Annotated in this window: 14 protein-coding genes and 1 pseudogene; all 15 read left to right on the top strand. The window is 33.9% G+C overall.

The window, feature by feature from the left end; genetic code table 11:
* Nucleotides 1-293: 293 nt before the first annotated feature.
* A complete protein-coding gene (locus CLU83_RS07550; protein WP_100431041.1) occupies nt 294-3,395 on the top strand; it encodes a TonB-dependent receptor in 3,102 nt (1,033 codons plus the stop codon).
* A 16-nt stretch (nt 3,396-3,411) separates the two neighbouring features.
* Nucleotides 3,412-4,920, top strand: coding sequence for a RagB/SusD family nutrient uptake outer membrane protein (locus tag CLU83_RS07545; protein ID WP_100433659.1), 1,509 nt, complete (start codon nt 3,412-3,414; stop codon nt 4,918-4,920).
* 14 nt (nt 4,921-4,934) lie between these two features.
* Nucleotides 4,935-6,020 carry a hypothetical protein gene (locus CLU83_RS07540; protein WP_100431040.1) on the top strand — a complete coding sequence of 362 codons (1,086 nt, stop codon included), beginning with the start codon at nt 4,935-4,937 and terminating at the stop codon, nt 6,018-6,020.
* A gap of 105 nt (nt 6,021-6,125) precedes the next feature.
* Nucleotides 6,126-7,082, top strand: coding sequence for a hypothetical protein (locus CLU83_RS07535; protein WP_100431039.1), 957 nt, complete (start codon nt 6,126-6,128; stop codon nt 7,080-7,082).
* A gap of 358 nt (nt 7,083-7,440) precedes the next feature.
* Nucleotides 7,441-9,591 (top strand): glycoside hydrolase family 3 protein, encoded by a 2,151-nt coding sequence (locus CLU83_RS07530; protein ID WP_232727010.1) that lies wholly within the window; start codon nt 7,441-7,443, stop codon nt 9,589-9,591.
* A 3-nt stretch (nt 9,592-9,594) separates the two neighbouring features.
* A complete protein-coding gene (locus CLU83_RS07525) occupies nt 9,595-11,052 on the top strand; it encodes a glycoside hydrolase family 30 beta sandwich domain-containing protein (RefSeq protein ID WP_100431037.1) in 1,458 nt (485 codons plus the stop codon).
* Nucleotides 11,053-11,176: 124 nt separating this feature from the next.
* Nucleotides 11,177-12,784, top strand: a complete 1,608-nt coding sequence (locus CLU83_RS07520) for a trehalase family glycosidase (RefSeq protein WP_100431036.1) — start codon at nt 11,177-11,179, stop codon at nt 12,782-12,784.
* 719 nt (nt 12,785-13,503) lie between these two features.
* Nucleotides 13,504-13,647 (top strand): annotated as a pseudogene (locus CLU83_RS07515) (carbohydrate kinase); the annotation flags it as partial.
* A gap of 541 nt (nt 13,648-14,188) precedes the next feature.
* Nucleotides 14,189-14,710: a helix-turn-helix transcriptional regulator gene (locus CLU83_RS07510; protein ID WP_157802028.1), complete on the top strand. Its 522-nt coding sequence runs from the start codon at nt 14,189-14,191 to the stop codon at nt 14,708-14,710.
* 30 nt (nt 14,711-14,740) lie between these two features.
* On the top strand, nt 14,741-15,388 hold the full coding sequence (locus CLU83_RS07505; RefSeq protein ID WP_100433658.1) for a TMEM175 family protein: 648 nt from the start codon (nt 14,741-14,743) through the stop codon (nt 15,386-15,388).
* On the top strand, nt 15,381-15,629 hold the full coding sequence (locus tag CLU83_RS07500; protein ID WP_198512269.1) for a hypothetical protein: 249 nt from the start codon (nt 15,381-15,383) through the stop codon (nt 15,627-15,629). Before CLU83_RS07505 ends, CLU83_RS07500 begins: the two co-directional genes overlap by 8 nt.
* Nucleotides 15,630-15,764: 135 nt before the next feature.
* Nucleotides 15,765-16,685 carry an AraC family transcriptional regulator gene (locus tag CLU83_RS07495; RefSeq protein WP_100431033.1) on the top strand — a complete coding sequence of 307 codons (921 nt, stop codon included), beginning with the start codon at nt 15,765-15,767 and terminating at the stop codon, nt 16,683-16,685.
* 130 nt (nt 16,686-16,815) lie between these two features.
* Nucleotides 16,816-17,538: an SDR family oxidoreductase gene (locus CLU83_RS07490; protein WP_100431032.1), complete on the top strand. Its 723-nt coding sequence runs from the start codon at nt 16,816-16,818 to the stop codon at nt 17,536-17,538.
* 11 nt (nt 17,539-17,549) lie between these two features.
* Nucleotides 17,550-17,945: a putative quinol monooxygenase gene (locus CLU83_RS07485; protein WP_198512268.1), complete on the top strand. Its 396-nt coding sequence runs from the start codon at nt 17,550-17,552 to the stop codon at nt 17,943-17,945.
* Nucleotides 17,946-18,061: 116 nt separating this feature from the next.
* A complete protein-coding gene (locus CLU83_RS07480; protein ID WP_100431031.1) occupies nt 18,062-19,006 on the top strand; it encodes an aldo/keto reductase in 945 nt (314 codons plus the stop codon).
* The last annotated feature ends 5 nt before the right edge of the window (nt 19,007-19,011 follow it).

Here is a 19,011-nt window from a genome sequence, read left to right as displayed (position 1 = left end):
AAAATTGGAGTAGTCAATTTCCTCTTTTTTACGGGAAAAAATATTTCAACAGATAAATTTATTGCTTTTTTTGCTAATGTAGTTTCTTTTTGAAAAAATATAATTCAGTTTGTAATAAAAATTATTTTTAAATCATTGGTAATCAATTATTTAAAAATAATTTGCTAAGGTTTTGTTTTGGTTTAAAATTAGACTTGATAAGGTTTTGTTTGGCAATAAAATTCCGAATAGCAAAAAAAACATCTTTAATATTGCGTCAAATTACTAATTAATTAACCAAAAAATTTAGAAAAATGAAATTAACAAAATTGTTTATTTTTTGCTTTTTATCTATTCTATTCTCAGTTTACGGGCAGGCTCAAGACCTAACTGTTAAGGGAAAAGTAATTGATGAAAAAGGAGTGCCTATTTCAGGGGCAACCATAATTTTAAAAGGAACGTCATTATCAGGTGCGACAGATTTTGATGGTAGGTTTCAAATTAATGCTCCTAAGAATGGAGTTTTGTCAATCAGTTTTATCGGCTATAAAACTGTTGATTTGGCTGTTAATGGTCAAACATCAGTGGAGGTAAAAATGTATCCTGCATCACAAGATTTAAATGAAGTGATAGTAGTAGGGTATGGTACCCAAAAGAAAAGTGTGACAACCGGTGCGATTTCAAGCGTAAGAGCTAGGGATTTGGAAAAAGTTCCTAATGGACGTGTAGAACAAGCACTGCAGGGTAGAGTTTCCGGAGTTACCATTGCCGCCAGTTCTGGTCAGCCTGGTTCAAATTCTACAGTTCGGGTTAGAGGCGTGACTACTTTTGCCGGTAACGACCCACTTTGGGTTGTAGATGGTGTTGTTGTAGATGCAGGAGGAATTGGATTTCTTAATCAATCGGATATTGAGTCCATTGAAGTGCTTAAAGATGCCGCTTCAGCTGCCATTTATGGAACACGTGCTGCATCAGGAGTTATCTTGGTTACAACCAAAAAAGGAAAATCAGGAAAAATGACTGTAAACTACAATGGTTTCGCAGGAATTTCATCACCGGAAAAGACGTTGAATTTATTAAATGCAACACAATATGGTGCTTTAATGAATGAAAAATCAATTGCGACTGGAGGACCTGTACTATTTTCGGATTTATCTGCTCTAGGTACTGGTACAGATTGGCAAAAAGCTATTTTTAATACTAATGCTATGCGTTATTCACACGAATTAAGTATTAGTGGAGGAAATGATGTTTCAACTTTTTATGCTTCTTTTGGGATTCAGGATCAGGAAGGAATCGTTACCACTGAAAATTCGAAATATAACAAAAAGAGTTTTCGTTTAAATTCGACTCATAAATTATCTAAATTTTTCACTTTTGGACAAACATTAGCATTTACTCATGTTAAATCATCTGGCATCGATGCAAATAATGAATCCAATGGACCATTAATTTCTGCAATCAACCTGGATCCAATTACTCCTTTGGTTGAAACGGATCCTATAAAAGCCAATTCAGCTCCATATAGCGGAAATGCTGTAATTAGAGACGCTAATGGAAATCCTTACGGAATTTCAAGTTTAGTTGGTCAAGGGATGGTTAACCCTTTGGCCTATACCAAAATTAGATTAGGCGCTTATGGTGCATCTGATGATCTTGTTGGGAACACCTATTTGGAGGCTGCAATAAACAAGCATATCAAAGTGAGATCAACTCTTGGAGGCAAATTAAGCTATTGGGATTCACAAATTTTTACACCTGTTTATTATTTAGGGGCTACTTATAGTGTGTCTAAAAATAGTTTCAGTAAAAGTCAAAACAAAAGTTTTGCATGGAATATTGAAAACATAGTAACCTATACAAATAAATTCGGGAATCATAACCTGACAGTTTTATTGGGACAAGGATCTTATGTAGATAATATCGGAGGTGGATCTACATCTAAAATGTATGGATTGCCTATTACAAATTATCGTGATGCCTCTTTCAACTTTGATATTCCACAATCTAACAGAGAAAGCAGTACTTATGATTTGACGGAGCATAAATTAACTTCTTTGTTCTCACGTATAAATTACGATTATAAAGAAAAATACCTATTCACTGGAATTGTTCGTCGAGATGGTTCAAGCCGTTTTGGAATCAATCATAAATTTGGAGTATTTCCTTCATTCAATTTAGGGTGGGTAGTAACCAAAGAAGATTTTTGGAAAGAAAACGATGTACTTAATACACTGAAAATTAGAGGAGGTTATGGGATTGTTGGAAATGATAACATTGGAGAATTCAGATATCTTTCTTTAGTTAATGGCGGCTACAATTATTCTTTTGGAAATACAGGGGCAATTGCCAGTGGCTATGCTAACCTTACGCTTGATAATCCTGATTTAAAATGGGAAGAAACTTCTCAAGCGAATATTGGTTTTGAATCTACATTTTTCAATGCGCTTAATCTTACGGTAGATTTATACAAGAAAAAAACTGCTGGAATTTTACGACCTATAAACATTCCGGGATATGTTGGGGTAGCTACAAATCCAGCAGGAAACGTTGCTGATATGGAAAATAAAGGTATTGAGGTTGAATTAGGGTATAAAAAGAAATTAGGAGAAGTGAATTTCTCGGTTAATGGAAGCGTAGCTTACCTGAAAAACGAAGTTACTTATATCGCTGCTGATTCAGATTATATTACTGGAGACGCAGGTTTTCCAACAATAGGACAGGTTACAAGAACGCAAGTTGGGCAATCCTACAATTCTTTCTACGGATTTAAAACAGCAGGCATTTTTCAAAACCAAGCAGAAATTAATACCTATACAAATACTTCAGGCGGCTTAATTCAGCCAAATGCACACCCGGGAGATTTTCGTTGGGTTGATACAGATGGCAGTGGTTCTATAGATGATAAAGACAAACAATTTTTGGGAAGTAATATTCCAAAATATACTTTCGGTTTGACCTTGAATTTAGATTATAAAAATTTCGATTTTATGGTTTTTACCCAAGGCGTGGCTGGGAATAAAATTTTTCAAGGATTGCGTAGGTTAGATGTTGGTGATGCCAATTATCAGACTATTGCATTAAGCAGATGGACAGGAGAAGGAACATCAAATGATTATCCAAGACTTACAAATAATGACACCAATGGCAATTTTGGTAAAATGTCTGACTTTTATCTTGAAAAAGGAGATTATTTGAGATTAAAATTAGTTCAGTTAGGATATTCATTACCAAGTGATGTGATTAGCAAAATTGGAGCCAATAAAGTTCGTATGTATTTAACTGCTGAAAACCTATTTACATTAACCAAATATACTGGATATGATCCTGAAATTGGCGGGGGAGTATTTGGAATAGACAGAGGAATCTATCCGCAAGCAAGAACGTTTATGCTTGGAGTTAATTTACAATTTTAATACTAAATCAAGAATTATGAAAACGATAAAATTTAAATATTTATTTATTGTGATAGCACTGATTTCCTTAGGTTCTTGTTCTGAGGAGTTTGTGGATATAAAACCAAAGGGATCTTTCCTTTCAGATAATTATTATGCAGATGAAGCACAGGCAACAGCTGCTCTTGTTGGAGTATATGATATAATCAGAAAAAATTCAGGCAGTTTTGAAAATATGATTGCCGTAATGAATGCAGGTTCAGATGATCATTATGCAGGTGGTGGCAGTGCTACAGACGGAGAGGGAATTCAAGCTTTCTCTAAACACACGCTAACTTCAATAAATGTACTAAGACCTTTTTGGACTGACCATTATCAGGGAATTTTCAGAGCCAATATGTTGCTTGTAAAATTGCCAAATGTTGCTATGTCTGATAATCTGAAAGCCAGATTTGCTGCTGAAGCAAAAGCATTACGCGCTATCTATTATTTCAATTTGGTGCGAATCTTCAAGAATGTTCCATTATTATTGGATCCTTTGACTGCAACTAATATGTATGACGTAGAACAGGCCGCTCCCGAAGCAGTTTATGCCCAAATAGAAAAAGATTTATTAGAAGCAATACCTGTTTTGCCAACTAGTGTTCCAGTTGCAACAGATGGTGGACGCATTACCAAAGGTGCTGCTCAAGCAATGCTTGGGAAAGTATATTTATATGATAACAAAAAGGCTGAAGCTGCCGCAGTTTTGGCTCAGGTAAATGGTACACCGGGTGCAGCAAATCAATACGGCAATAAATTATTATCTAACTATAGTGATTTATGGGTGTTTTCCAACAAATTTAATGCAGAGTCACTTTTAGAAGTATCACATACAAATAAAGGTAATTCTGATTGGTGGTTTTGGGGTTCTGGAATGGATGAAGGAAATACATTGAATGTTATGGTAGGGGTTAGAAATTACTCAAGAACTTCAGGTTCCACTGCCGCAGACTTGGCACCAGGATGGAGCTTTGATGTTATTACGCAGGATTTGTACGATGCTATTAAAACAGACCCAAGATTTGGAGCAACAATATTTGACATGAAAGCAATAAAAGCAGCAGGTCAGGCAGATTATGTTGAAGGCTATCAGGATACAGGGTATTTCTTAAATAAATTTATGCCAAGAAATTCGGATAAGACCACTGGTGGTGGAGCTGTAGAGATAAATTACCAACAGAATTCTTATGTGATTAGACTTGCAGATACATATTTAATGGAAGCAGAAGCATTGGGTTCTGGTGCAAGAGCACAAGCATTATTGGATGCAGTAAGAGCAAGGGTTGGTTTGCCATCTGTTCCGGTTACACTTGCTGCTATTAAAAACGAAAGAAGAATGGAACTTGCAGGAGAAGGTCACCGATTCTTTGATTTAGTAAGGTGGGGAGATGCCGCGACTAAATTAGCAAATAGAGGATTTGCTGCTGGTAAAGATGAAATTTGGCCAATACCAACTAGTGAGCTTCAAGGAACTAAATTGAAACAAAATCCTGGATATAATTAGTAAAAGATAAAATTATGAAAAAAATAAAATCTATTTTCAGCTTTGTACTCTTACTGGCTGTCACTATAAGTTGTACTGTTGAGGGAATTAATAAGGATATTGATCTTTTGGGTACTGATTCGTCAGCGAATGTCAATAAAATATTTGACATCAGTACTGATAATTCGGGAATAGTAAAAATAACTCCAACAGCTGATGGTGCGACTTCGTTTCAAGTAGTTTATGGAGAAGGTACCGAATTACCAGCGACAATTGCTCCCGGAGCAAGTACAACCCATGCTTATCCAGAAGGGAAATACACGGTGAAAATTATCGCCACTTCAATTTCTGGTGTTAAAACGGAACAAACATTTCCATTAGAGGTTGTATATAGAGTGCCTGAAAAATTAAAAGTTACTACTTCTTGGGAAATGAAGGTAAAAGCTGAGGCATTATACGCTAAATCATTTTTAGTATATTATGGAGATGTCGCGAATGAAGTAGGTACACCTATGGCTATAGACCAAGAATTGCCAGCTCATACTTACCCAGCAACTGGAGGTCCGTTTGTTTTGAAAGTAATAGCTCAAAGTGGTGGTGCTGCAACAGCCCAATGGACAAAAACATTATTCGGATTGCCTATAGATTTTGAAAGCGGAGCAGTAGATTACTTTTTTGGAACTTTTGGTGATGTGACTTTTTCTAAAGTGGCAAATCCAAACGCTGCCGGTTTAAATACAAGTGCAACTGTCGCTAAATATACAAAACCAGTTGGAGCTGCTACATGGAGCGGTACCTATAGTCCATTGAATATCCCTGTCAATTTTACTTATGGAAAAAAAATCAAAGTTTTGGCTTACAATCCGAATCCTGTAAATATTGGTAAAAAATTAAATATTGAATTTGAATGGGCTGTAGATGGAGCTCCAGGAAATGGGATTGCAGTACTAAAAGCGCCGTTCGCTACATCTGGTGCTTGGGAAGAAATTGTATTTGATTATGGCACTATTTCTGGAATACCTGCTGGAGCCAAATTTACACAGCTTGTTTTGCGCTACAATGATTCGGATTCAGGAGTTGGTGAAGTTATTTACTTGGATAACATTAGATTAACAAATTAAAACAAAACTATGAAATCGCCATTAACAATAAGTTTGCGTAAGCAAACACTAATAAATAAAAAGGCGATAACATATATGACCACTAATCAAATAAATTTTACATATATGAAAACAAATATAAAATTCAATTTTGGAGTTTTTCTTGTGTTGCTTCTAACATTAAACAGTTGTAGTAAGGAAGACTATGCGTTAGGAGATTTAACAGCTCCATCAAACATTGCTGTCAAAACAGAAGTTATTGGACAGGATGCAGCGCATCCAAACGGTGATGGTTCGGGGAGCGTAAAAATTTCTGTAACAGGAGATAATGCTCTTTGGTATAAAATAGATTATGATGCCAGTACAGCAGTAGATTTAGTGAATTTACCTAATGGTACTACAACCAAGAAATTCACTACTGTTGGGGTAAATACCTACAGGATTACTGTTGTGGCTTATGGTAAAGGCGGCTCTTCTACAAATGTTACTAAGGAGGTTACGGTAAGAAGTGATTTTACCGTTGACCCTGCCATTGTTACAAATTTAACAAACAATTCATCAAAATCCTGGATTGTTGATAAAAGTGTACCAGGGCATTTTGCTACAGGTGCATTCGATGCAGAATCGATTTATCCAAATTGGTGGTCAGCCGGAGTAAATCAAAAAGTAGGTGAAGCAGATTGTTTATATTCCACCATTTTTACTTTTTCTAAAGTTGTAGCTTCAGGAACGTATTCCTTACAAGTAGCCACACCACAAGGGGCATTTACACAAGGAGGTTCGTCGACAACTCTTCCGGGAATTCCATCAGGTGGAGAAGGATGCTATTCTTATGGCGGAGGAACTTCTAGTTTTAGTTTCGTTCCAGCATCATCAGGAGCGCCTGCTATTCCATCTAAACCTGAAAATTCCCCATCTACTCAGGTAAGTATCCTATTAGCGGGTGTTAATACGTATATTGGAATGGGATCTTCTCAGAAAGAATATGAAATTCTGGTTTTAACACCAACGTATATGTATATCAGAGTAGGAGCAACAGAAGCTGGAAGGGCTTGGTATTTTAAATTAATACCGGCATCTTAAAAAAATTATAATGGCAACTTTGCAGAAAAATATAAATTATATTCAATACCAGCTGTAAAGATTAACAATAATAATGTGCTCACACAAAATTAGGATTAGTAGTAATGTTTGAGTTAGTAGAATGGCCCATTCTCTTTTGATTATGGGTCATTTTCTATAAAATTATTATTTTAATTACCATAAAAATAATGTCATGCAAAAAAACTCATCAATGGTTACTTATGCTTTAGTCTTAATTAGCTAAAAAACAGTGTTTTGAAGCATGGCTTTTTCATTTTTTAAATAACAAATAATAATACTGAAATTTATGTTTAGGAATATTTTAAAAAATAAATTATTACTAATAATTTATTGTACAATGACAGTTATAACTGCTAATGCTCAAGATATTAATAATACAAAATCTGTAGAAGCAAAAATAGACCATATAATTTCTTCTTTAACCATAGAGGAAAAAGTGGCAATGTGTCATGCACAATCTAAATTTAGTACTCCAGGAGTCGAAAGACTGGGCATTCCCGAATTATGGATGTCTGACGGTCCTCATGGAGTTCGCGGAGAAATTAATTGGGATAATTGGGGATATGCCGGATGGACAAACGATTCTATAACTGCATTTCCTGCATTGACTTGTTTAGCGGCAACATTTAATCCTAATTTGTCTAAAGATTATGGAATAAGTATTGGCGAAGAAGCTCGTTACAGAAAAAAGGATGTGTTATTAGGTCCGGGCGTGAATATGTATCGTTCCCCTTTAAATGGTCGAAATTTTGAATATATGGGAGAAGATCCGTTTTTGGCTTCGAAAATGGTGGTTCCATACATTCAGGGCGTACAGCAAAATGGAGTTGCTGCTTGTGTAAAACATTATGCTCTCAACAATCAGGAATTATGGAGAGGTCATATAAATGTTGAAGTAAGTGACAGAGCCTTACACGAAATTTATTTACCGGCATTTAAAGCAGCAGTTGAAGAAGGAAAAGTTTGGTCAATTATGGGATCATATAACCTGTATAAAGGTCAGTTTTGCGGTCATAATAGCATATTATTGAATTCTATATTAAAGAAAGATTGGAATTTTGATGGCGTAGTCATATCTGATTGGGGCGGCGTACATAATACAAAACAAGCGGCTCTTAATGGTTTAGATATAGAAATGGGAACTGGCACTGATGGGTTGACAACATCTACAAAAAATGCTTACGATTCCTATTATTTGGCTGATCCTTTTTTAAAATTACTTAAAAGCGGCGAAATTGATGAGGAAGTTTTAAATGATAAAGTTAGAAGAATTTTACGATTAATGTTTCGTACAAACATGGCTTCGAATCGTCCTTTTGGAAGAGTGAATAATCAGGAACATATAGTTGTTGCCAGAAAAATTGCGGGTGAAGGGATTGTGTTATTAAAAAATGAGGCCTCTTTTTTCCCCATCAATGACTCAAAAGAAATAACAATTGCAGTTATTGGCGAAAATGCAACAAAACCAATGACAATTGGTGGCGGTTCATCTGAATTGAAAGCCAAAACAGAAATTTCTCCTTTGGAGGGATTGAAAAATCGATATAAAAACGCCACTATAATTCACGCAATGGGTTATGCCTCTGGTCCTTCAGCCTATGACAGGGTTATTCCTTCAGGATTAGATGAAAATAAACTAAAACAAGAAGCAATTGAAGCAGCTTCAAAAGCAGATATTGTATTGTTTTTTGGCGGATTAAATAAAAATCACCTTCAGGATTGTGAAGGATCGGATAGAAAAGAGTATAAATTACCATTTGGACAAGACGAATTATTAAATGAACTTTTAAAAGTTAATCCAAATACAGGAGTTGTATTAGTAAGTGGAAATGCTGTTGAAATGCCCTGGATTTCTAAGGTAAAAGCTTTAATGCAGGCTTGGTATTTAGGCAGTGTTGCCGGGGATGCAATTGCCGATGTGATTAGTGGAGATGTAAATCCTTCAGGAAAACTGCCTTTTTCATTTCCTAAAAAATTAAGCGATAATGCGGCACATTCTTTTGGAGAATTGAGCTACCCTGGAGACAGTATCAATCAATACTACAAAGAAGACATTTTGGTTGGTTACAGATGGTTCGATACCAAGAAAATTAAGCCCTTATTTGCTTTTGGGGAAGGACAGTCTTATACAAAATTTGAGTTTTCGAAATTGAATACAGACAAGAAAGAATATGCGAAAAACGATTCCATTTTAATTTCAGGAAATGTTTCAAATACCGGAAACAGGGATGGTTCAGAAGTAATACAAGTATATATTGGAAAACTAAATTCAAAAGTTAAAAGAGCTGAAAAAGAGTTGAAAGGTTTTCAAAAAATTGCAGTTAAAAAAGGTTCAACTGCTGATTTTACAATTTCGATTGACGTAAATAGTTTGAGTTTTTATGATGAATCTATTTCAAATTGGAATCTGGAAAAAGGCGATTATCTAATTTATATAGGGAATTCATCAAATAATATTTCGGAAAAAATAAGGATAACAATCAAATAAATTATGAAAGCAACAATGTTAGCAATGATTTTGCTGGTTATATTCAACACATATTCCCAGCAAAAAAATAAAATCCAGTCAAAACCATTTTTAGTAAGTGGCAAAACAGTTACCGTTTACACCACGGCAGACAATACAAAATTAAGGATGACACTTACGGATAAATTAGTTTTCTCGGCGTCTAAACAACCTTTAGAATCCGAAGTCTCCGTTTTTGTTGAACCTAAAAAAACGTTCCAAACCTTTTTGGGAATTGGAGGCGCAATTACCGACGCCAGTGCTGAGGTTTTTGCAAAATTGACCAAAGACAAGCAACAAGAATTTATGAACGCCTACTATGATAAAGAAAAAGGGATAGGCTATTCATTGCTAAGAACAACAATTCACAGTTCAGATTTTAGCAGTGGAAGTTATACTTATATCAAAGAAGGCGATACCGATTTAAAGACTTTCAGTATTGACCACGACAGACAATATCGTGTTCCAATGATTAAAGAAGCCATGAAAACTGCTGGGGGAAAATTAACAATTTATGCTTCGCCATGGAGTCCACCGGCCTTTATGAAAAGCAATAAACATATGTTAAAAGGTGGTACATTATTGCCGGAGTATTACCAGTCTTGGGCAAATTATTACACAAAATTTATCAAAGCTTATGAAAAAGAAGGAATCCCAATTTGGGGTCTTACGGTTCAAAATGAACCTATGGCGGTTCAAACTTGGGAATCTTGCGTCTATACAGCTGAAGCTGAAAGAGATTTCCTGAAAAACTTTCTTGGACCAACAATGAAAAAAGAAGGCTTGGGAGATAAAAAAATTGTGGTTTGGGATCACAATCGTGATTTGATAAATCAAAGAGCGAATGTTATTTTTTCAGACCCGGAAGCTTCAAAATATGCCTGGGGAATGGGATTTCATTGGTATGAATCCTGGGCAGGAGGAGCATCCATGTTTGATAATGTTCGTAAAGTTAAGGAAGAATATCCAACTAAAAATTTATTGTTTACTGAAGGTTGTGTTGAGAGTTTTGATGCCAAAAAATATCAATTTTGGGCAAACGGTGAACGATATGGAATTTCTATGATTAATGATTTCAATAATGGAACTGTTGGCTGGACAGACTGGAATATTCTTTTGGACCAAAACGGAGGTCCAAACCATGTGGGCAATTTTTGTTTTGCTCCAATTCATGCTGACATCAATTCAGGGGAATTAATTTACACCCCTAGTTATTATTATATCGGTCATTTCTCTAAATTTATTCACCCTGATGCCAAAAGAATAAGTACAGCAGTAAGCAGAAGCAGTTTGTTAAGTACTTCATTCCTAAATATGGATGGGAAAATAGCTACTGTAGTCATGAATCAGTCTGATAAAGAGATTACGTATAATTTGATCATTGCTTCAGAAAAAACAGTGGTAGTAATTCCTGCGCATGCAATTCAAACATTAGTTTATTAATTTTAAGGTTTCCTTGATTAGCAACAGTTTTGGATAAATAATATTCTCTTTGAGAGAATCATACGCATTATGCTTAAACCACAATCAATGTTAAAACGAGAATCATTTTACAAATTATTCCAATATGATGAAAATTAATATGAGAAATTCCAAGATTCTAAGAACTGCTGAATTGATAGCTTTTAGTTTAATCATTAATCTATGGGGTTTTACATGTTTTGGACAACCTTATGCCGATACACACGTAAAAAATAAGTTAGTTGAGCTAAATCCTTATATAGGGAAGGCTATTGATACATCCCTTCCTCCTGCTTTTGTTGAAGCAAAAGAACGATTACCAGAGCCTTTTTGGAATGTCAGACCTGATGTGATAAAATGTTATTGGAGAGCATGGGAAATTGCTTTTTCAAATCTTAAGCAAGTCAATAAAAGTAGTGGTTTTGTTTCACCATTTATCGATCCGGCTTTTAACGGAAATATTTTTATGTGGGACTGTAGTTTTATGACCATGTATGGTAAATACGCCAAATCTGTATTTAATTTCCAAAATACATTAAATAACTTTTATGCAAAGCAGCATAGTGATGGATTTATCTGTCGTGAAATAAGAGAGAGTGACGGCAGTGATTGTTTCGAACGCTTTGATCCTTCCAGCACCGGTCCTAATATTATGCCATGGTCGGAATGGGAGTATTTTTTAAATTATAATGATACCGATAGGTTAAAAAATGTTTTTCCGGTACTTCTGGCTTATTATGAATGGTTTTATACCTATCGTTCCTGGCCTGATGGAACCTATTACTCAAGTGGATGGGGCTGTGGAATGGATAATCAACACCGAATGGCAAAAAACTTTAATGCGGCATGGAGTCACGGATTTTTGTCATGGATTGACACTTCATTTCAAGAAGTTTATTCTGCTAAAATACTTATCGAAATGGCCAAAGTGCTGGGGCGTGAGAACGATGTTGTTGATATTAAAAACCAAACTGACAAGCTCTCCAGTCAAATAAACAATTATATGTGGGATGAAAAAGAGAAATATTATTTTGATCGATTTAAAAATGGAGATTTAAGCAAAACTAAAAGTATAGCTTCCTATTGGGGATTATTAGCAGGTGCAGTTCCGGAAAATAGAATTAATGATTTTGTTAAACATCTTCAGGATACTTCAATGTTTGCACGTAAGCACATGGTTCCAACCCTATCGGCCGATGATGCAAATTTTAATCCTGACGGTGGGTATTGGAATGGAGCTGTTTGGGCTCCTACCAATTACATGGTATTACGCGGTCTCACTAAATACGGTTTCGATCCGTTGGCCTATCAGATTGCCATCAATCACCTGAATAATGTTGTGGAAGTATTTGACAAAACAAATACTTTTTGGGAAAACTATGCACCGGACAAAGCGCAAGGGAATGACCATTCAAATTTTGTTGGCTGGACAGGTTTAGTCCCAATCAATGTATTATTTGAATACGTATTTGGCATACGTCCTAATGTGCCAAATAATGAATTAATAATTGATGTGAACTTAACTGATGAATATGGTATAAACAAATACCCTTATGGCAAATCTGGTTTACTTGATATTCATTGTATGAAAAGAAATAATGTTACCAAAAAGCCAATTTTAAAAATCCAGACAAATGTACCTTTAAAAATAATTTTGAAATGGAGAGGTGGAGAATTGGTTAAGAATATAACACCAGGGAATACAATTCTGTAATTGCAAAAATAAAGAAACGCAGGTCATAACAATAAGGTTTTTAGTAGTTTTTGGCTCATAAAAAACATGTTTAAACCAGTTTTAAAACACATGTATTTTGCTTATATTCAATAGATTAACAAGTAGTTAAATGAAATTATGAGTTCAGAAAATTTACAGACAAAATGGGGACAATTTATGTCTCTAGAAGCCGATATATTTTTACTCTAGCAGTGAGTGGATTAGGAAAACGTACCATCCAAAGAAATAGTTTTTTATTATGATGAATTGAAAAAATAACAGAACAAATTGAGATTAATTACACATCAAATTCTATTGGAGAGAAATACTACGAAAGAGCATATAATAAGGTAAAAATTCAAGATTTCATGCCATGTTCTTTTTATCCAGCTGGTTATAAAACGCAATTTGATGCTTTTGCCAATTCTCTGGCTTTGGTTTCAAAAAACAAAAAAATAAGGATGAAATGATATTAAACAGCATAAATAAAGCAAATGCCATAGAGAATTATAGTTTCTATGAAAACTTCAACAGTGAAACAAAAGCCACCAAATGGAGTTCCTTTTTGCGCATGGAGTGCAGCAACAGCAGTGATTTTACATCAAAGCATACATACAAATTTTATTTTTTTAGTTTAAAATGAAGAAAACCATAGACATTATATGCATCGGCGAAGTACTAATTGACTTTATTGGTCATGAGACAAATACGGTGCTGGTGATGTTTTTTGGAGTGGTTTTCTGTATGCAAAATTGAACAGTAAAACCATTGTTGAAAGTATTACTATTGCTCAAAAATTGGCAAGTATAAAACTTCAAAACATTGGAAAATTGCTTGATAATATTGATTTAACGGTAGTTTGAAATAAACTGGCCTACTTCTTAATTTATTTTGAACATAGTTTTTTTGTCTAAAAAAATATATAATTTTTCTTTCCGAACATGTAAATAAAAACTATGAGTGCTTTATTATAGCAAGGAATGGAATTAGATTTTGCAGGTAAGTTTCAGGATAAGAGGCTTGCAAAAAGGAGCTATTATAATGAAAAGTTTATTTTCGAGTCAGCAAAGCTGAAGCAGCATCAGTATGCACACTTTGTGATGTAATATAAAAAACTATATTTACATTCCAAATCAAGGTAAAATGGTAAATATTGACACAACAAATGTAATGTGCTTCTATACTGATATTTCTAGGGTAGATGTACATTATCATAGTTGCTATCAAATCGTTGTAAGCACAAAATTCACTTATGATAGTGTAATAGAAAATAAACAATATAAAAATCTAAAAGGTTTTATTATTGACAAATACACCAGGCATTCCTGCACTGCACCTATTGGGAGTTTTTTAGTTTATTATATAGAAAGTAAAAGTTTCCTTGGAAAACAGCTTAAAAAAATTTTGAATAAAGAAATTTTTATTGATATTGAAACCATCCTTTCAAAAGAACAATTGGATAAACTAGAGGTGGATTTTTCTAAGCCTGATTTAACTACTACTGATGTTAAAAACTTGTCGGATAATTTGCTGTACGATATTTTTAGCCTTTCTATAAAACCACTTACAAAAGAAAGCACAGATGATCGAATTATAAAGGCAAAGGAATTTATTAATCAAAATTTAAGTGAAAGCCTAACTTTAGAAAAAGTAGCAAATCATATTCATTTGTCACAGGAAAGAACACGTCACTTGTTTTTAGAGCAAGTAGAATTGCCTTTTTCGCAATATGTTCTTTGGAAACGTATAAAAGCAGTACTAACCTCTGTAATACAAAGCAAGCAAACTTTTTTTGATGCTTCGCTTCAATATGGTTTTACCGACCAATCTCATTTTAACCGATTTTTTAAAAGAATGTTTGGCATTTCCGCCACCGTTATTTTAAAAAATAGCCGTTTTGTACAATTTATTTACCCAGAATTATAGAGATTTTTGCCAAAAGTAATTTTTGGCAAAATGAATAAATACAATTTAATCTCAGGATTCCGTATACAAAGAATTGAAGCCATAAGCGATGGTGTATTCGCCATTGCCTTAACCTTTCTGGCTTTAGATATTAAAGTACCTGTAAATGATTTGATACATAGCGAAAAAGATCTTATCACTACATTTCTTCAGCTTACACCTAAATTACTCACTTACTTTCTGAGTTTTGTTACTATGGGTATTTATTGGCTGGCTCAATCAAGTCAATTTCATTATATTAGCAAGAGCGATAGAAACCTGAACTGGATAAACTTATTTTTTTTACTGGCAATCTCAATAATGCCTTTTACAACAGCTTTTTTAAGCCAATATATCCACTTTAAGTTTTCAATTTTTATCTATTGGTTCAATCTTAGCTTATTGGGGCAATTATTAGGGATCAATTGGTATTACGCAAAGAAAAAAAACATTTTAAGCATTAATGATACTGAGCAAAAAGAAGTAACTAAATCAATTAAAAACAGAATAATTGAATCACAAATACTATATACTATTGCGGCACTGTGTTGTTTTATCAATGCTTATTTAAGTATTGGTTTATTAGTATTTATACAGCTTAATTATGCTTTTGCAGTATTTTCAAAAAAAGGTAATGTGACAAAATATTCTGATGAATAGACGAGATTTTTTAAATGCCGCAGGATTAGTGGGAATAAGTTCTGCTATAAATAGTGAATCAGTATTTGGACAAACCAGTTATAAAAATAAAATGAAGCCATTAAAAAAAATAATTACCATTGAAGAGCATTTTGTACTAAAAAAAATTTCGCAAAGAGTTGCTGAATTCACTATCCCCAACGAAGCAAAAGAGAAAATAGCTTACAGGAATGCAGAGAAACTTTTGAAGTTGAAAGTTTGAGTTAAATAACGGATTAAGTATTTTAAAAATAAACACTACATCTTTTGACTAAACAAAAAGTTGATTAAGCTAAATAGTATATTTCTAAATTGCCCAAATTTGTACTTGTTAAAAAGAAAAGCATAATTCTGTATAATGAAAAGTAGTATCCTGACAAAGATAGAATCTATTAGTGAGTATCATAAAAAAAGAGGCTTACCACCACCTTTTCACCCACTAATAAGTGTGATAGATGGCTACACGGGTATCCCAATTGAAAAAGAGGCTTTTTTAAATGTTTCACTTGGCTTTTATAAGGTTTTCATTAAAAAGCAAATGGATGGCAAATTAAAATATGGACAACGAAAATATGATTTTGATGAAGGAACAATGTTTTTTATGGCACCTAATCAGGTTTTTGGAATTGATATAAAAGAACATTCAATTCAGAATCCTGATGATTGGTTTCTGTTGTTTCATCCCGATTTTCTATGGAATACTTCTTTGGCAAAACAAATAAAAAAATACGATTTTTTTAATTATGCTACAAATGAAGCCTTGTTCCTTTCAGAAAAAGAAGAAAACACTTTGCGCCAAATTGTACAGAATATTAAGCAGGAATGCTTGTCAAACATTGATAAATTCAGTGACAATATTATCATATCCCAAATAGAAACTTTATTGAACTATTCGGAGCGGTTTTATCAGCGTCAATTTATCACAAGAAAAATAGCCAATCATCAAGTTTTGGGTCAATTAGAAGAATTATTAAACAATTATTTCGATGATAGTTTAGCAAAGCAAAAAGGATTGCCAACAGTAAAACATGTATCTGAGAAACTCAATATATCACCAAGTTATTTAAACGGATTGTTGAAGTCCCATACAGGGCAAAGCACTCAACAGCATATACACGAAAAACTAATTGAAAAAGCAAAGGAAAAACTATCTACCACAAATTTAACAGTAAGTGAAATAGCTTACGAATTGGGCTTTGAGCATTTACAATCTTTCAGTAAACTTTTTAAAGCCAGAACTAGTTTGTCTCCTTTAGAATTTCGTACATCTTTTAATTAAAATTTTGATTATAAATTATTAAAAACGTCAGTTCGAGTGTTTTTTGTGTAGTAAAACGGAACAAAAAATTTATCGAGAACCGTTTTTAATAATTTCACCCAACAGGTTTAAACTATAAAATAATAAGAAAATGAAACTATCAAATAACAAAATTCTAATAACAGGCGGAGCTACAGGAATAGGCTTAGGTTTAACCGAAAGATTTATTGCTGAGGGAAATCAAGTAATTATTTGTAGCAGAAGACAAGATGTGTTACAAGAAGTTGTAAATAAGTATCCTTCCGTAATAACAAAAGTTTGCGATTTAGCAAATGAAGCAGACCGTATTGATTTATATAATTGGATTGCCGAAAATCACAGCGACTTAAATGTTTTGATAAATAATGCAGGTATTCAAAACAGAGTTCATCCAATGGATAAAGATTATTACGAAAAGGCACAAACTGAAATAAATATTAATGTATTAGCACCATTGCATTTAATTACCTTATTTACTCAGTTGAAAAATTTAAATACTGTAATCAATGTAACATCGGGTTTAGCGTTTACGCCAATGGCCCAAATGCCTGTATATTGTGGCACAAAAGCCTTCTTTCACTCATTAACATTATCATTAAGACATTTACTTTTGCCTCAGAATATTGAAGTGATTGAAATAATTCCACCTGCATTGAATACTGATCTTGGAGGTGCTGGTTTGCACGATGAGTTTCCACCAGTTAGTGATTTTATTGATGCCATTTTTCAGCAAATAAAAGAAGGTAAAAACGAATTGACTTTTGGTCTTAGCGAAATGATGTCAAAAGCCGGGTCAGAACAATTGCAAGGTATTTTCAAAAGAATGAATCCTTAAATAATTTAGGTATGCAACTAAAATCAATCTTAACAATTGTGGTTATGTCATTATTTATTTCAGCTAAAGTTTCTGCACAAGCATCTAACAATTATATGCGTATTGCAAAAATTGTGGTGGACAGTACCCAATTAGAAAACTATAAAGTTGCCCTGAAAGAGCAAATGAAAACCGCCTTGAAACTTGAAAAGGGTGTATTGGCATATTCAGCCGTTCAGGACAAAAATAATCCTGCTCATATTACAATTTTAGAAACTTATGCCAGCGTAGCAGCTTATCAAGAGCACACACAAGCACTTCATTTCAAAAAATATAAATCTACCGTTGAGAATATGGTAAAATCTCTTGAACTGACAGAAGTCCTGCCCATAGCAATAGGTGATAAAAAAAGGATTTCATTGTATTAAAGATGTCACTTACTCTTTTTTGAGACTATCTCCGTTCTTTTAAAGTTAGCCGTTTTGTACAATTAATACTCTTGTGGTGATTGTAATTTTACTTCACAATTTAAAACACAATCACAATGAAAAATTTACCATTAGTAGCACTTGGTACTTGGTCTTGGGGGACAGGCTTTGCCGGAGGGGATCAGGTTTTTGGGAATAATTTGAACTCTGAAGATGTAAAACAGGTTTTTGACGAAGCATATAAGTCAGGCCTAGTACTTTGGGACACAGCAGCAGTTTATGGTATGGGGTCATCAGAGAATATTTTAGGTGAATCCATAAAAAACTATCCACGTGAAAAAATAGTTTTATCAACTAAGTTTACTCCTCAACTTGCCGGGTCATCTTCAAATCCGGTTGAAGAAATGTTGAATAGTAGTTTGGAACGCCTAGGGACTGATTATATAGATATTTATTGGATTCATAATCCAACAGATGTTCAAAAATGGACTCCTTATTTAATCCCCTTATTAAAGAGTGGTAAAGTAAAAAATGTTGGTGTTTCAAATCATAATTTGGAAGAAATCAAATATGCTAATGATATACTTTCAAAAGATGGATTTTCGATTTCAGCAGTGCAAAATCATTACAGCCTTTTATACCGTTCGTCCGAAGAAGCTGGGATATTAGACTATTGCAAAAAGCACAATATAACTTTCTTTGCGTACATGGTGCTGGAACAAGGTGCATTATCCGGAAAATACAACACCCATAATCCGCTTCCGGAAGGTAGTGGACGAGGTAACACTTACAATAAAGTACTTCCGCAGTTGGAAGAATTAACCAATGCCATGAAAGAAATTGGCAGTAGTAGAAATGCTTCTACAGCCCAAATTGCAATTGCATGGGCTATTGCAAAAAATACACTTCCTATTATCGGTGTTACCAAAACTTCACAAATAGATGATATTCAAAACGCAATGAAAATCAATTTATCCGAATCAGAAATTAAACTTATTGAAGAATTGGCCGATAAAACTGGGATTGATACTAAGGGAGCCTGGGAAAATTCAATGATTTAAAATTA

The organism is Flavobacterium sp. 1 (assembly GCF_002797935.1).
GTDB lineage: Bacteria > Bacteroidota > Bacteroidia > Flavobacteriales > Flavobacteriaceae > Flavobacterium.
The sequence above is the reverse complement of the archived record's forward strand: the minus strand, read 5'-3'. Positions and strand labels throughout refer to the sequence as shown.

Bases quoted from the DNA above. Each gene is read 5' to 3' on its own strand.
- CLU83_RS07520 (WP_100431036.1), top strand. From the start codon at position 11,177: ATGATGAAAATTAATATGAGAAATTCCAAGATTCTAAGAACTGCTGAA.
- CLU83_RS07480 (WP_100431031.1), top strand. From the start codon at position 18,062: ATGAAAAATTTACCATTAGTAGCACTTGGTACTTGGTCTTGGGGGACA.
- CLU83_RS07525 (WP_100431037.1), top strand. From the start codon at position 9,595: ATGAAAGCAACAATGTTAGCAATGATTTTGCTGGTTATATTCAACACA.
- CLU83_RS07490 (WP_100431032.1), top strand. From the start codon at position 16,816: ATGAAACTATCAAATAACAAAATTCTAATAACAGGCGGAGCTACAGGA.
- CLU83_RS07550 (WP_100431041.1), top strand. From the start codon at position 294: ATGAAATTAACAAAATTGTTTATTTTTTGCTTTTTATCTATTCTATTC.
- CLU83_RS07530 (WP_232727010.1), top strand. From the start codon at position 7,441: ATGACAGTTATAACTGCTAATGCTCAAGATATTAATAATACAAAATCT.
- CLU83_RS07540 (WP_100431040.1), top strand. From the start codon at position 4,935: ATGAAAAAAATAAAATCTATTTTCAGCTTTGTACTCTTACTGGCTGTC.
- CLU83_RS07505 (WP_100433658.1), top strand. From the start codon at position 14,741: ATGAATAAATACAATTTAATCTCAGGATTCCGTATACAAAGAATTGAA.
- CLU83_RS07545 (WP_100433659.1), top strand. From the start codon at position 3,412: ATGAAAACGATAAAATTTAAATATTTATTTATTGTGATAGCACTGATT.
- CLU83_RS07535 (WP_100431039.1), top strand. From the start codon at position 6,126: ATGAAAACAAATATAAAATTCAATTTTGGAGTTTTTCTTGTGTTGCTT.
- CLU83_RS07500 (WP_198512269.1), top strand. From the start codon at position 15,381: ATGAATAGACGAGATTTTTTAAATGCCGCAGGATTAGTGGGAATAAGT.
- CLU83_RS07495 (WP_100431033.1), top strand. From the start codon at position 15,765: ATGAAAAGTAGTATCCTGACAAAGATAGAATCTATTAGTGAGTATCAT.
- CLU83_RS07485 (WP_198512268.1), top strand. From the start codon at position 17,550: ATGCAACTAAAATCAATCTTAACAATTGTGGTTATGTCATTATTTATT.